Source organism: Sphingomonas sp. Leaf5 (assembly GCF_001421155.1).
Lineage (GTDB): Bacteria > Pseudomonadota > Alphaproteobacteria > Sphingomonadales > Sphingomonadaceae > Sphingomonas.
Window position 1 is genome coordinate 239,398 of the sequence record NZ_LMJZ01000001.1, and the last position, 13,256, is coordinate 252,653.

Annotated in this window: 23 protein-coding genes; all 23 read left to right on the top strand. The window is 63.8% G+C overall.

The window, feature by feature from the left end; all coding sequences use genetic code 11:
- The 23 genes from rplB to rplQ all read left to right on the top strand — a co-directional run bounded on the left by rplB (nucleotide 1) and on the right by rplQ (nucleotide 13,191).
- Nucleotides 1-849, top strand: a complete 849-nt coding sequence (rplB, locus tag ASE50_RS01045; RefSeq protein ID WP_055996113.1) for a 50S ribosomal protein L2 — start codon at nucleotides 1-3, stop codon at nucleotides 847-849.
- 3 nt (nucleotides 850-852) lie between these two features.
- Nucleotides 853-1,131 (top strand): 30S ribosomal protein S19, encoded by a 279-nt coding sequence (gene rpsS, locus ASE50_RS01050; protein ID WP_055996110.1) that lies wholly within the window; start codon nucleotides 853-855, stop codon nucleotides 1,129-1,131.
- Complete coding sequence (gene rplV, locus ASE50_RS01055; RefSeq protein WP_055996106.1) at nucleotides 1,131-1,508, top strand: 50S ribosomal protein L22; 378 nt, start codon at nucleotides 1,131-1,133, stop codon at nucleotides 1,506-1,508. The genes rpsS and rplV overlap by 1 nt, the downstream gene beginning before the upstream one ends.
- Nucleotides 1,508-2,218 (top strand): 30S ribosomal protein S3, encoded by a 711-nt coding sequence (gene rpsC, locus ASE50_RS01060; protein WP_055996103.1) that lies wholly within the window; start codon nucleotides 1,508-1,510, stop codon nucleotides 2,216-2,218. Before rplV ends, rpsC begins: the two co-directional genes overlap by 1 nt.
- A gap of 12 nt (nucleotides 2,219-2,230) precedes the next feature.
- Nucleotides 2,231-2,662 carry a 50S ribosomal protein L16 gene (gene rplP / locus ASE50_RS01065; RefSeq protein WP_055756910.1) on the top strand — a complete coding sequence of 144 codons (432 nt, stop codon included), beginning with the start codon at nucleotides 2,231-2,233 and terminating at the stop codon, nucleotides 2,660-2,662.
- A gap of 2 nt (nucleotides 2,663-2,664) precedes the next feature.
- The gene (gene rpmC, locus ASE50_RS01070) at nucleotides 2,665-2,868 is read left to right on the top strand and encodes a 50S ribosomal protein L29 (protein ID WP_055996100.1); all 204 of its coding nucleotides are present in this window, start codon (nucleotides 2,665-2,667) and stop codon (nucleotides 2,866-2,868) included.
- Between the two features lie 11 nt (nucleotides 2,869-2,879).
- Nucleotides 2,880-3,152 (top strand): 30S ribosomal protein S17, encoded by a 273-nt coding sequence (gene rpsQ, locus ASE50_RS01075; protein WP_055763313.1) that lies wholly within the window; start codon nucleotides 2,880-2,882, stop codon nucleotides 3,150-3,152.
- Nucleotides 3,153-3,368: 216 nt separating this feature from the next.
- Entirely contained in the window at nucleotides 3,369-3,737 is a 369-nt protein-coding gene (rplN, locus tag ASE50_RS01080; protein WP_055996097.1) for a 50S ribosomal protein L14, read from the top strand.
- On the top strand, nucleotides 3,737-4,051 hold the full coding sequence (gene rplX, locus ASE50_RS01085) for a 50S ribosomal protein L24 (RefSeq protein WP_055996094.1): 315 nt from the start codon (nucleotides 3,737-3,739) through the stop codon (nucleotides 4,049-4,051). Before rplN ends, rplX begins: the two co-directional genes overlap by 1 nt.
- A complete protein-coding gene (rplE, locus tag ASE50_RS01090) occupies nucleotides 4,044-4,628 on the top strand; it encodes a 50S ribosomal protein L5 (protein ID WP_055996091.1) in 585 nt (194 codons plus the stop codon). Before rplX ends, rplE begins: the two co-directional genes overlap by 8 nt.
- Before the next feature lie 60 nt (nucleotides 4,629-4,688).
- On the top strand, nucleotides 4,689-4,994 hold the full coding sequence (gene rpsN / locus ASE50_RS01095) for a 30S ribosomal protein S14 (RefSeq protein ID WP_055756896.1): 306 nt from the start codon (nucleotides 4,689-4,691) through the stop codon (nucleotides 4,992-4,994).
- 11 nt (nucleotides 4,995-5,005) lie between these two features.
- Complete coding sequence (rpsH, locus tag ASE50_RS01100) at nucleotides 5,006-5,401, top strand: 30S ribosomal protein S8 (RefSeq protein ID WP_033921102.1); 396 nt, start codon at nucleotides 5,006-5,008, stop codon at nucleotides 5,399-5,401.
- Nucleotides 5,401-5,934, top strand: coding sequence for a 50S ribosomal protein L6 (gene rplF, locus ASE50_RS01105; protein WP_056394562.1), 534 nt, complete (start codon nucleotides 5,401-5,403; stop codon nucleotides 5,932-5,934). The genes rpsH and rplF overlap by 1 nt, the downstream gene beginning before the upstream one ends.
- Complete coding sequence (gene rplR, locus ASE50_RS01110; protein ID WP_055996084.1) at nucleotides 5,934-6,290, top strand: 50S ribosomal protein L18; 357 nt, start codon at nucleotides 5,934-5,936, stop codon at nucleotides 6,288-6,290. Before rplF ends, rplR begins: the two co-directional genes overlap by 1 nt.
- Nucleotides 6,291-6,293: 3 nt before the next feature.
- A complete protein-coding gene (gene rpsE, locus ASE50_RS01115; protein WP_082438708.1) occupies nucleotides 6,294-7,025 on the top strand; it encodes a 30S ribosomal protein S5 in 732 nt (243 codons plus the stop codon).
- A 6-nt stretch (nucleotides 7,026-7,031) separates the two neighbouring features.
- On the top strand, nucleotides 7,032-7,208 hold the full coding sequence (rpmD, locus tag ASE50_RS01120) for a 50S ribosomal protein L30 (protein ID WP_055996081.1): 177 nt from the start codon (nucleotides 7,032-7,034) through the stop codon (nucleotides 7,206-7,208).
- Nucleotides 7,209-7,305: 97 nt separating this feature from the next.
- Complete coding sequence (gene rplO, locus ASE50_RS01125; RefSeq protein ID WP_055996078.1) at nucleotides 7,306-7,836, top strand: 50S ribosomal protein L15; 531 nt, start codon at nucleotides 7,306-7,308, stop codon at nucleotides 7,834-7,836.
- A 240-nt stretch (nucleotides 7,837-8,076) separates the two neighbouring features.
- Entirely contained in the window at nucleotides 8,077-9,444 is a 1,368-nt protein-coding gene (gene secY, locus ASE50_RS01130) for a preprotein translocase subunit SecY (RefSeq protein WP_055996075.1), read from the top strand.
- A 38-nt stretch (nucleotides 9,445-9,482) separates the two neighbouring features.
- Nucleotides 9,483-10,127 (top strand): adenylate kinase, encoded by a 645-nt coding sequence (locus ASE50_RS01135; protein ID WP_056394565.1) that lies wholly within the window; start codon nucleotides 9,483-9,485, stop codon nucleotides 10,125-10,127.
- A 374-nt stretch (nucleotides 10,128-10,501) separates the two neighbouring features.
- Nucleotides 10,502-10,870: a 30S ribosomal protein S13 gene (rpsM, locus tag ASE50_RS01140; RefSeq protein ID WP_055996068.1), complete on the top strand. Its 369-nt coding sequence runs from the start codon at nucleotides 10,502-10,504 to the stop codon at nucleotides 10,868-10,870.
- 111 nt (nucleotides 10,871-10,981) lie between these two features.
- A complete protein-coding gene (gene rpsK / locus ASE50_RS01145; protein ID WP_055996065.1) occupies nucleotides 10,982-11,371 on the top strand; it encodes a 30S ribosomal protein S11 in 390 nt (129 codons plus the stop codon).
- A gap of 93 nt (nucleotides 11,372-11,464) precedes the next feature.
- Nucleotides 11,465-12,529, top strand: coding sequence for a DNA-directed RNA polymerase subunit alpha (locus ASE50_RS01150; protein WP_055996062.1), 1,065 nt, complete (start codon nucleotides 11,465-11,467; stop codon nucleotides 12,527-12,529).
- Nucleotides 12,530-12,768: 239 nt separating this feature from the next.
- The gene (gene rplQ, locus ASE50_RS01155; protein WP_056394569.1) at nucleotides 12,769-13,191 is read left to right on the top strand and encodes a 50S ribosomal protein L17; all 423 of its coding nucleotides are present in this window, start codon (nucleotides 12,769-12,771) and stop codon (nucleotides 13,189-13,191) included.
- Nucleotides 13,192-13,256: the final 65 nt, after the last annotated feature.

Genomic DNA, 13,256 nt, shown 5'->3' on the forward strand with positions numbered 1-13,256 from the left:
ATGGCACTCAAGCAATATAATCCGACCACGCCGTCGCAGCGTGGCCTGGTCCTGATCGACCGTTCGGCCCTGTACAAGGGCCGTCCGGTCAAGGCGCTGACCGAAGGCAAGACCAAGTCGGGCGGCCGCAACAACAAAGGCCATGTGACCTCGCGCGGCATCGCCGGCGGTCACAAGCAGCGCTATCGCATCATCGACTTCAAGCGTCGGTTGTGGGATGTCGAAGGCACCGTGGAGCGGATCGAATATGATCCCAACCGCACCGCGTTCATCGCGCTCGTCAACTATGGCGATACCGATGGCAAGGCCAACGTCGCCTACATCATCGCGCCACAGCGTCTGAACGTCGGTGACAAGGTCGTCGCCGGCAAGAAGACCGACGTCAAGCCGGGCAACGCGATGGAACTGGGCCAGGTGCCGGTCGGCACGATCGTCCACAACGTCGAGATGAAGCCGGGCAAGGGCGGTCAGATCGCCCGTTCGGCCGGCACCTATGTGCAGGTCGTCGGTCGCGACAAGGGCATGGTCATCGTCCGCCTGAACTCGGGTGAGCAGCGCTACATCCACGCCGCCTGCATGGCGACGATCGGAGCGGTGTCGAACCCCGACAACCAGAACCAGAATCTGGGCAAGGCCGGTCGTAACCGCTGGCTCGGCAAGCGTCCGCTGACCCGCGGCGTCGCCAAGAACCCGGTCGACCACCCGCACGGCGGTGGTGAAGGTCGGACTTCGGGCGGTCGTCATCCGGTCACCCCGTGGGGCAAGCCGACCAAGGGCGCGCGCACGCGGCACAACAAGGCGACGGATAAGATGATCATCCGTAGCCGTCACGCGAAGAAGAAGGGCTAAGCGATGGCTCGTTCCGTATGGAAGGGTCCGTTCGTGGACCTCAATCTGCTGAAGAAGGCGGAAGTGGCGCAGGACGCCGGCACCCGTTCGGGTCCGATCAAGACCTGGTCGCGCCGTTCGACGATCCTGCCGCAGTTCGTTGGCCTGACGTTCAACGTTTATAACGGCCGCAAGTTCGTGCCGGTTTCGGTCAACGAGGACATGGTGGGCATGAAGCTCGGCGAATTCGCGCCGACGCGCTTCTTCCCCGGCCACGCCGCCGACAAGAAGGGCAAGCGCTGATGAGCAAGCAGGCAGCACCGCGCCGCGTCGGTGACAAGGAAGCTCTGGCGGTCGCGACTCAGGTCCGCGGCTCGGCCCAGAAGCTGAACCTCGTCGCCGCACTGATCCGCAACCGTCCGGTCGGCGATGCGATGAACATCCTCGCCTTCTCGAAGAAGGCGATGGCGATCGATGTCCGCAAGTGCCTCGCTTCGGCGATCGCGAATGCGGAAAACAACCACAACCTCGACGTTGACGCACTTGTCGTCAAGGAAGCCTCGGTCGGCAAGTCGATCACGATGAAGCGTTTCGCGACCCGTGGTCGCGGCAAGTCGACGCGCATCCTGAAGCCGTTCAGCCGCGTGCGCATCGTCGTGTCCGAGGTGGAGGAAGCGTAATGGGTCACAAATCCAATCCCATCGGTCTGCGTCTGCAGATCAACCGCACCTGGGACAGCCGTTGGTACGCCGAAGGCGCCGACTATGGCCGTCTGCTGCTGGAGGATCTGAAGATCCGCCAGTTCATCATGAAGGCGCTGCCGCAGGCGGCGATCTCCAAGGTGGTGATCGAGCGTCCGGCCAAGCTGTGCCGCATCTCGATCTTTGCAGCACGTCCCGGCGTGATCATCGGCAAGAAGGGCACCGACATTGAAAAGCTTCGCAAGAAGCTCGGTTCGATGACCTCGTCCGACGTGTCGCTGAACATCGTCGAGATCCGCAAGCCGGAAATCGACGCGAAGCTCGTCGCGCAGGGCATTGCCGATCAACTCGAGCGTCGTATCGCCTTCCGTCGCGCCATGAAGCGCGCGGTGCAGTCGGCGATGCGTCTGGGTGCCGACGGCATCCGCGTCGCTTGCGGCGGTCGTCTGGGCGGTGCGGAAATCGCCCGTTCGGAAGGCTATCGCGAAGGTCGCGTTCCGCTGCACACGCTGCGTGCCAACCTCGACTATGCCGAGGCACAGGCGCACACCGCGTATGGCGTCTGCGGCGTCAAGGTCTGGATCTTCAAGGGTGAGATCCTCGGCCATGACCCGATGGCGCAGGACCGGCTGATGATGGAGGCTCAGACCTCCGGCGTGCGCCCCGCGCGCGACGATCACCGCCGCTAAGGATAATTTGAGATGCTGCAACCAAAGCGCACCAAGTTCCGCAAGGCCTTCAAGGGCCGTATCCATGGCGATGCCAAGGGCGGTACGTCGCTGAACTTCGGGTCCTATGGCCTGAAGGCGATGGAGCCGGAGCGGATCACCGCCCGCCAGATCGAGGCGGCTCGCCGCGCGATCACGCGTCACATCAAGCGCCAGGGCCGCTTGTGGATCCGGATATTCCCGGATCTGCCGGTGTCGTCGAAGCCTGCCGAAGTCCGCATGGGCTCGGGCAAGGGTTCGCCCGAATTCTGGGTCGCCCGCGTCAAGCCGGGTCGCATCCTGTTCGAACTGGACGGCGTGCCCGGCCCGCTCGCCGCGGAGGCGTTCGAACGCGCCGCGATGAAGCTGCCGATCGCGGTCAAGGTCGTTGCCCGTCTGGGCGACACCTCGCACCTGGAGGGTTGAGAATGACGAAGGCAACCGATCTTCGCGCCAAGAGCGACGACCAGCTGGTCGATGAACTGTCGAGCCTGAAGCGTGAGGCGTTCAACCTCCGTTTCCAGGCGGCGACCAGCCAGCTGGAAAAGCCGACCCGCGTGAAGGAAGTCCGTCGCGACATCGCGCGGATCAAGACGCTGCAGGGCGAGCGTTCGCGCTCGTCCGACAAGTAAGGACGAGAGACATGCCGAAGCGCGTGCTGACCGGGATGATCGTCTCGGACAAGACCGACAAGACGGTGGTGGTCAAGGTAGAGCGGAAGGTCAAGCACCCCCTCTACGGCAAGATCATCCGCCGTTCGAAGAAGTATCATGCCCATGACGAGGGCAATGAATATCGCGAAGGCGAGACCGTGCGCATAGAAGAGACCGCGCCGATCTCGAAGCTGAAGACCTGGAAGGTGATCGAGCGGGTGAACACCCACGCGACGCCGGCGGAAGTCGCAGCCGAGGCGTAAGCCTTTGCACGGGGTGGGTGCCATCGGCTTCTCACCCCGACGCAATTCCGGGGTCAGATCCGGATATGACGGACATTCGCGGAAGGGCGCTTGCCTTTTCGGTATGGGGCGGTTATTGGGCCGCTCCCCCCGGCGCGGCGTGGTCCGCAGCCGGGGGTTCATTTTTCAAGGCGGGGTCCGGTCGGAATCGGCCCCATAGGGTAAGGAATCGCATCCATGATCCAGATGCAATCCAATCTCGACGTCGCTGACAACAGCGGCGCGAAGCGGGTGCAGTGCATCAAGGTGCTGGGCGGCTCGAAGCGTCGCACGGCCGGTGTCGGCGACGTCATCGTCGTCAGCATCAAGGAAGCCGCTCCGCGCGGCCGCGTGAAAAAGGGTGACGTGCATCGTGCCGTCATCGTCCGGACCGCCAAGGACATCCGTCGCACCGACGGTTCGGTGATCCGTTTCGACGGCAACGCCGCGGTGCTGGTCAACAAGAACGAGGAGCCGATCGGCACCCGTATTTTTGGCCCGGTGGTCCGCGAGCTGCGCTCGAAGGGCTTCATGAAGATCATCTCGCTCGCCCCAGAGGTGCTGTAATGGCTGCTGCGAAGATCAAGAAGGGCGACACCGTGATCGTCCTGTCGGGTAAGGACAAGGGCAAGACCGGCCAGGTCACCCAGTCGCTGCCCAAGGATGGCAAGGTCGTCGTGTCCGGCGTGAACATCGCCGTTCGCCACAAGAAGCCGAACCAGGCCGACCCGCAGGGTGGTCTGGTGCGTTCGGAAGCGCCGATGCACGTCAGCAAGGTCGCGCACGTCGTCGACGGCAAGCCGACCCGCGTGCGCTTCGAGGTGCGCGATGGCAAGAAGGTCCGGGTCGCCGTAAAGGGCGGGGAGGTCATCAATGGCTGATAAGTACACGCCGCGCATGAAGTCGATCTATGACGATCGCATCGTGAAGGCGATGACCGAGAAGTTCGGTTACAAGAACGTGATGGAAATCCCGCGCCTCGACAAGATCGTCCTGAACATGGGCGTTGGCGAAGCGACGCAGGACAAGAAGAAGGTCGAGCAGGCCAGCTCCGAAATGGAGCTGATCGCTGGCCAGAAGCCTGTCGTCACGAAGGCAAAGAAGTCGATCGCGCAGTTCAAGCTGCGTGAAGGCATGGCGATCGGCTGCAAGGTCACGCTGCGTCGCGAGCGGATGTACGAATTCCTCGATCGCTTCATCACCATCGCGCTTCCGCGCGTTCGCGACTTTCGTGGTCTGAACCCGAAGTCGTTCGACGGTCGCGGCAATTATGCCTGCGGCATCAAGGAACAGATCGTGTTCCCCGAAATCAACTATGACCGCATCGACAAGGTGCGCGGCATGGATGTGATCGTGACCACCACCGCCAAGACCGACGAAGAGGCTCGCGAGCTTCTGCGTCTGTTCGGTTTCCCCTTCCCGCAGGAAGAGGGCGCCGAGGAAAAGAAGGCGGCGTAACCAACACCGCTCCCCTTCGCCGGGGAGCGGTCTGCGCTTTAACGAAGAGAGCTTAAGTCCATGGCGAAACTGAGTTCCGTGAACAAGAACGAGCGCCGTCGCGCGCTCGTCAAGAAGTTCGCACCCAAATATGCGAAGCTGAAGGCGATCGCAGCCGACCAGTCGCTCGACGAGACCGAGCGTCTGATCGCGCGGCTGAAGATGGCCGAGATTCCCCGCAACGGGAATCCGACCCGCATCCGCAACCGTTGCGAGCTGACGGGTCGTCCCCGCGGCTATTATCGCAAGTTCCGTCTCGCCCGCGTCATGCTGCGTGAACTGGCCAATAAGGGCCTGATCCCCGGCGTCACGAAGTCGAGCTGGTAAGGAACACAGCAATGGCATTGACCGATCCCCTGGGTGACATGCTCACCCGCATCCGCAACGGCCAGCGCGCGCGCAAGGACTCCGTCCTGACGCCTGCCAGCAAGTTGCGGGCCCGTGTCCTCGACGTGCTTCAGCGCGAGGGCTATATCCGTGGTTACAGCGAAGAGCAGATGGGCCCCGCGGCCGGCATCCGCATCGAGCTGAAGTATTTCGAGGGCCAGCCGGCGATCAAGCACGTCGCGCGCGTCTCGAAGCCCGGCCGTCGCGTCTATTCGGGTTCGCAGGAACTGCCGAAGGTCCGCAACGGCCTCGGCATCACCATCGTTTCGACGCCGCGTGGCGTTCTGTCCGACGCCGAAGCGCGCGAACAGAATGTCGGTGGCGAAGTGCTCGCGGAGGTCTTCTGATGAGCCGCATCGGTAAGAAGGCAGTCCCGGTTCCGGCCGGCGTCACCGCCAACATCGCAGGGCGCGAGCTGAGCGTCAAAGGTCCGAAGGGCACGCTCACGCTGCCGCTGGCCGATGACATCGCCTATGCCGTCGAAGGCGACACCATTTCGGTGCAGCCGGCGAACGAAACCAAGCGCGCTCGCGCGTTCTGGGGCATGCAGCGTACGCTCGTGCAGAACCTGATCACCGGCGTGACCACCGGCTTCACCAAGAAGCTGTTGATCACCGGCGTCGGCTATCGCGCCGCGGCCCAGGGCAAGAACCTGAAGCTGCAGCTCGGCTACAGCCACGACGTCAACATCGACGTGCCGGAAGGCATCGAGATCAAGACGCCCGATCAGACCACGATCGAAATCAGCGGGATCGACAAGCAGAAGGTCGGTCAGATCGCTGCCGAGATCCGTCGTTGGCGTAAGCCCGAGCCGTACAAGGGCAAGGGCATCAAGTACGACGGCGAGTTCATCTTCCGCAAGGAAGGGAAGAAGAAGTAATGACCAAGGGTCTCTCCCTCTTCGAGAAGCGCCGTCGGCGCAATCGCACCGCGCTGAAGGCGCGTTCGGGCGGCCGTGCGCGGCTGTCGATCCATCGTTCGGGCAAGCACATCTATGCCCAGGTCATCGACGATGCAGCCGGCCACACGGTCGCTGCCGCCTCGACCCTGGAAAAGGACGTGCGCAGTGCGTCGGGCGCGAACATCGATGCCGCCAAGGGCGTCGGTACCCGCGTTGCGGAAGCGGCGAAGGCCGCCGGCGTGACACAGGTCGTGTTCGACCGTGGCGGCTTCCTGTTCCACGGCCGCGTCAAGGCGCTGGCCGAGGCCGCCCGCGAAGCCGGATTGGAGTTCTAAGACATGGCTGACGAAAACAATCAGGCCGAAACCCCCGCCGCCGACGTGTCGGCAGCGCCGGGTGGCGAGCAGCCGCAGGGCCGTGGTCCCCGCGGCGGTCGCGGTCGCGGCGGTCCGGGTGGTCCCGGCGGTGGCGGTCGTGGTGGCCGCGACGGCAATCGTGGCGGTCGTCGCGACGACCGTCGCGGCGGTCCGGACGATGGTGGCGAAGAGCTGATCGAAAAGCTCGTCCACATCAACCGCGTGTCGAAGACCGTCAAGGGCGGCAAGCGCTTCGGTTTCGCCGCACTCGTCGTCGTCGGCGACGGCAAGGGCCGCGTCGGTTTCGGCCATGGCAAGGCGCGCGAAGTGCCGGAAGCCATTTCGAAGGCGACCGCCGCTGCCAAGAAGGCGATGGTCCGCGTGCCGCTGAAGGACGGTCGCACGCTGCACCATGACGGCAACGGTCACTTCGGTGCCGGTCGCGTGACGCTGCGGTCGGCTCCGGCCGGTACCGGCATCATCGCGGGTGGCCCGATGCGCGCCATCTTCGAATCGCTCGGCGTTGCCGATGTCGTGACGAAGTCGGTGGGCACGTCCAATCCGTACAACATGATCCGTGCGACCTTCGAAGCCCTGAACGATCAGTCGTCGCCGAAGTCGGTGGCGCAGCGTCGCGGCAAGAAGATCGCCGACCTGCTGGGTCGTGGTGGATCGCAGACCGCCGAGGCTGACGCCGCGGCGATCGTGGAGTAACGAGCGATGGCAACCGTCAAGATCACCCAGACCGGGTCGCCGATCCGCCGGACCAAGGATCAGCGCGCAACGCTGATCGGTCTCGGCCTCAACAAGATGCACAAGACCGTGGAACTGACCGACACCCCCGAGGTGCGTGGCATGATCCGCAAGGTGCACCACATGGTATCGGTCGAAGGCTAAGGCCTTTCATCTTTACCGGTGACAAGCATGGGGAAGGGGGCTAAGCGGCCCCCTTCCTCTTTTATCAAGCGCGAACATAGCGAAAGCGAGTGCACACATGAAACTCAACGAAATCCGCGATAATGACGGCGCCCGCAAGAGCAAGATGCGCGTCGGACGCGGCATCGGCTCGGGCAAGGGCAAGACCGCCGGTCGCGGCCAGAAGGGCCAGAAGAGCCGCGAAGGCGTCTCGATCGCCGGGTTCGAGGGCGGTCAGATGCCGCTCCACATGCGCATCCCGAAGCGCGGCTTCAACAACATCTTCGCCAAGGACTATGCCGAAGTGAACCTCGGCGCGATCCAGAAGGCGATCGACGCCGGCAAGATCGAAGCCGGTGCGGCGCTCGACCATGCGGCGCTGAAGGCGGCCAACCTCGCCCGTGGTGGCAAGGACGGCGTCCGCCTGCTCGGCAAGGGCGAACTGACCGCCAAGCTTACCTTCACCGTTGCCGGTGCGTCGAAGTCGGCGATCGAAGCGGTCGAAAAGGTCGGTGGTTCGGTGTCGGTGATCGAAGTCGTGCCTGCGCATGAAAAGGCCGCTGCCAAGAAGGGCAAGACGCTCGCCGCCAAGAAGGCCGCGCACGCGTAACGTTCCCACCCGTTTGGTTCGAGCAGCTTCGAGCTTGTCGAGAAGCGATAGTCGAGAACTCCCGCCCAGCGGAACCACGTTCTCGATACGCGCTCTCGACAAGCTCGATCGCTACTCGAACCGAACGGGATGAACTAAAAGGGGTAGGGTAAACCACCCCTTAGACTTCCCGGCCGCAACCCCTATATGGTCGCCCGGGGGGTGGGCCGATGGCCCGCCAGCATCATTCGGGACATTTCCATGGCAGCCGCCTCAGACGGTCTTGCGACCAATCTCAATCTGTCGAAATTCGGTAAGGCGACCGAACTCAAGAAGCGCCTGTGGTTTACGCTCGGGGCGCTGATCGTGTTCCGCATGCTGAGCTATGTGCCGCTGCCGGGCATCGACCCGACGCAGCTGGGCCTGCTCGCCAACCAGACGCAGGGCGGCGTCCTCGACTTCTTCAACACCTTTTCGGGCGGTGCGCTGACGCGGATGTCGGTCGTCGCGCTGGGCGTCATGCCCTACATCACCGCATCGATCGTCGTGCAGCTCGCGACCTCGCTCAGCCCGCAGCTCGCCGCCATCAAGAAGGAAGGCGAGTCGGGCCGCAAGAAGCTGAACCAATATACCCGCTACGGCACGGTCGCGCTGACCGCGATCCAGGGCTATACCATCGCGGTCGGTCTCGAAGCGTTCGGGGCGTCGGCCGGGGCGCAGGCGGTGATCGAGCCGGGGATGGCCTTCCGCATCGCGGCGGTCATCTCGCTGATCGGCGGCACGATGTTCCTGATGTGGCTGGGTGAGCAGATCACCAGCCGCGGCATCGGCAACGGCATCTCGCTCATCATCATGGCCGGCATCGTCGCGCATCTGCCGACGACGCTGTTGCAGCTGTTCGAGGGCAGCCGTTCGGGCACGATGAACCCGCTGACGCTGATCGGCATCATCGCCGCCGTTGCCGGCCTCGTCCTGTTCATCTGCTTCATGGAGCGCGCCCAGCGCCGCATCCTGATCCAGTATCCCAAGCGTCAGACGGCGCGTGGCGTGCAGGCCGATCGCAGCCACCTGCCGCTCAAGATCAACACCGCCGGCGTCATCCCGCCGATCTTCGCATCGTCGCTGCTGCTGATGCCGGTGACGATCACCCAGTTCGCCGGACAGGCGACGGCGGGCGAGAGCCGGTGGGGCGACTTCATCATCACGCTCAACCAGTATCTGGCGCATGGTCAGCCACTCTACATGCTGCTGTACGGCGCGGGCATCGTGTTCTTCTCGTTCTTCTACACCGCGATCGTCTTCAATCCCGAAGAGACCGCCGACAATCTGAAGCGCTATGGCGGGTTCATCCCCGGCATCCGTCCGGGCAAGAATACCGAGAATTACTTCGATTATGTCCTGACCCGCATCACGGTCATCGGCGCGGCCTATCTGGTCATCATCTGCCTGTTGCCCGAATATCTGGTGTCGGCGCTGTCGATTCCCTTCTATCTCGGTGGCACCAGCTTGCTCATCGTGGTCAACGTCACGATGGACACGGTAACGCAGATCCAGTCGCATTTGCTGGCGCACCAGTATGGCGACCTGATCAAGAAGGCGAAGCTGAAGGGTGGACGCCTGCGCGGGTAAGCGCATTACGGATGCATCAGGGTTAATTGGGGGCAGCTATGGACATCATCCTTCTCGGACCGCCGGGGGCGGGCAAGGGCACCCAGGCCGCGCGGCTCGAAACGGCGCGCGGCATGGTGCAGCTGTCGACCGGCGACATGCTGCGGGCAGCGGTCAAGGCGGGCAGCCCGGTAGGGTTGCAGGCCAAGGCGGTGATGGATGCCGGCGAACTGGTGTCCGACGCGATCGTATCGGCGCTGATCGGTGAACGCCTCGATCAGCTGGGCGACCAAGGCGCGATCTTCGACGGCTATCCGCGCACCGCGGCGCAGGCCGATGCGCTCGACCTGCTGCTCGAACATCGCGGCCGCAAGCTGACCCACGTGATCGAGCTGGTCGTCGACGAGGATGCCCTGGTCGAACGCATCGTCGGCCGCTTCACCTGCGGCAATTGCGGTGCGGGCTATCACGACCGCTTCAAGCAGCCTGCCGTCGCCGGCGTGTGCGACGTTTGCGGCGCGACCGACTTCAAGCGCCGTCCCGACGACAATGAAGCGACGGTGCGGACCCGCATGGTCGAATATCGCGCCAAGACCGCGCCGATCCTGCCGCTCTACGAATCGCGCGGGATCGTCCACCGCGTCGACGGCATGGCCGACATGGACGACGTGGCCGCTGAGATCGCGTCGATCCTCGTCGCGTAACGCCCGTCCTGCTGCGCAGCGTCCTCTCGACGGCGCGCATAACCGATTTCTTGCGTCAACCCGGGCTCGACCCGGGGTCCGGCTTCTTCCTCTACTTCCACGCCGGTAAGAAAGCGGGACACCGGGGCAATCCCGGGGCGACGGTGGAGGAAGGCGCTCGTCGGCCCGCGACCCCGCACACGCCCGCCCCCGATTTTGGTTCCCCGCAGCGGTTGACACTATCCGAATCGGTCCGTATCAGCGCTCTACCCCGACATACTGGTTTACGGCGACGCTTTTGCGCGTTCGCCGCGATCATGCGTGAAGGGGCGCAACGCTACGAGATGGAGGGTCGCTGCCATGCGACACTCCGTGGAGCTGGGAGAATTTAATTCATGGCACGTATCGCGGGTGTTAATATCCCGACCAACAAGCGCGTGATCATCGCGCTGCAGTATATCCACGGCATCGGTCCGGCCAAGGCCAAGCAGCTGACCGATCAGCTCGGCATCGCGTCGGAACGCCGCGTGCAGGATCTGAGCGATCAGGAAGTGCTTCAGATCCGTGAAGCGATCGACGCCAGCCACACCGTGGAAGGCGATCTGCGTCGTCAGACCGCGATGAACATCAAGCGTCTGATGGATCTGGCCTGCTATCGTGGCCTGCGTCACCGCAAGGGCCTGCCGGTCCGCGGCCAGCGCACGCACACCAACGCGCGCACCCGCAAGGGCAAGGCGAAGCCGATCGCGGGTAAGAAGAAGTAAAAAACAGTCCGGGGGACTTTTTTTAACTTCTTCTCCGTCGGGGACAGGTTCGAGGCTGACCGCCTCCCGATCTCCGTACCACGCACGATATACAGGTCAGGATTACCAACAATGGCACGTGAACCGCAGCGCATTCGCCGTCGCGAGCGCAAGAATATCACCGCCGGCGTCGCGCATGTGAACGCCAGCTTCAACAACACCATGATCACGATCACCGATGCGCAGGGCAATGCGATCTCGTGGTCGTCGGCCGGTGCGATGGGCTTCAAGGGCTCGCGCAAGTCGACCCCGTACGCCGCGCAGGTCGCCGCCGAGGACGCGGGCCGCAAGGCCGCAGACCACGGCGTGCGCACGCTCGAAGTCGAAGTGAAGGGTCCGGGTTCGGGTCGTGAATCGGCGCTGCGCGCGCTGCAGGCGGTCGGTTTCCAGATCACGTCGATCCGCGACGTGACCTCGATCCCGCACAACGGCGTCCGTCCGTCGAAGCGTCGCCGCGTCTGATCCGTGCCTGCCGCCTCGCCGGGGTCGTCCGGCGGGGCTGTTCTTTCATGGCGCGGACCCGTCCTTTCCGCGCCGCCAAGCTAGGGGAAGCCCGTGTCCGTCAACGCTAAGAACTGGCAGGAACTCAAGAAGCCGAGCGGCCTCGAGAAGAAGCCGGGCGGCGATCCCAAGCGCCGTTCGACCTTCGTCGCGGAGCCGCTGGAACGTGGGTTCGGCCTGACGCTCGGCAACGCGCTGCGTCGCGTGCTGCTGTCGTCGCTGCAGGGCGCCGCCGTAACCTCGATCAAGATCGAGAACGTCCTTCACGAATTCTCGAGCCTTGCCGGCGTCCGTGAGGACGTGACCGACATGGTGCTGAACGTGAAGCAGATCGCGCTGCGGATGCAGGGCGAAGGCCCGAAGCGCCTCCAGCTGTCCGTCACCGGCCCGGCCGAGGTGAAGGCCGGCGACATCGCCGTCACCGGCGATATCGAGGTGATGAACCCCGATCTGGTGCTGTGCCATCTCGACGATGGTGCGACGCTCAACATGGAACTGACCGCGGATGTCGGTAAGGGCTATGTGCCTGCCGCCGGCAACCGTCCGGCCGATGCGCCGATCGGTCTGATCCCGGTCGACGCGCTGTATTCGCCGGTCCGTCAGGTCAGCTACAAGGTCGAGAACACCCGCGTCGGGCAGGAACTCGATTACGACAAGCTGACGCTGACCGTCGAAACCGATGGCACCGTGACCCCGGAAGACGCGCTGGCCTATGCCGGTCGCATTCTTCAGGACCAGCTGGCGCTGTTCGTTCACTTCGACGATTCGGCACTGCCGCGCGCTGCCGCTGTCGGCACGCAGGTGGCAGCACCGGCGAGCGAAGGTCAGGGCGATACCGCGCAGATCAACCGCTACCTGCTCAAGAAGGTCGACGAGCTCGAACTGTCGGTCCGTTCGGCCAACTGCCTCAAGAACGACAACATCATCTACATCGGCGATCTGGTCCAGAAGACCGAAGCCGAGATGCTGCGCACTCCGAATTTCGGCCGCAAGTCGCTGAACGAAATCAAGGAAGTGCTGTCGTCGATGGGCCTTCGCCTCGGCATGGACATCCCTGGATGGCCGCCCGAGAACATCGAAGAGATGGCGAAGAAGCTCGAGCAGGAAATTATGGGATAATTTCGCACCAGGCCAAGCCAGCTTGGCCCGGGGACGAAATAATCCCGGCCGGCGGGCCGGCTTTCAGCCGTCCCGACCGACGACACGGGCTTCGCCCGTGTCCGACCCGGCAAACGAAACCGCGGCAAGTTTGACTTTTGTGACCTTTGCCGCGAACAGGCGAACCGGTGGCGGCCTCCAACAGCCACCTGCTCTGGGGATTCCGTGACACGGCCCCTTAACGAACGAAGGAAATAAACATGCGTCATCGCGTCGGCGGCCGTAAGCTGCAACGTACCTCGGCTCATCGTATTGCGCTGTTCCGCAACATGTCGGCCGCGCTCATCAAGCATGAGCAGATCACCACTACCGTCGCCAAGGCGAAGGAACTGCGGCCCTACGTCGAAAAGCTCATCACGCTGGCGAAGAAGGGTGGCCTGTCGAACCGTCGTCTGGCCCATGCCCGGCTGCTCGACGATGCGCAGCTGACCAAGCTGTTCGACGTGCTGGCGAGCCGCTATGCCGATCGCAACGGCGGCTATACCCGCATCATCAAGGCCGGCATCCGCGCGTCGGACGCCTCGCCGATGGCGATCATCGAATTCGTCGACCGCGACGTGTCAGCGAAGGGCCAGGATTCGGGTCCGGTCCTGAACGACGAGGATTTCGACGAAGCCGCCTGATCGGCCTTCGATCGAACGACAGGGGAGGGCGGTCGTACATCGGTACGGCCGCCCTTTTCCGTTGG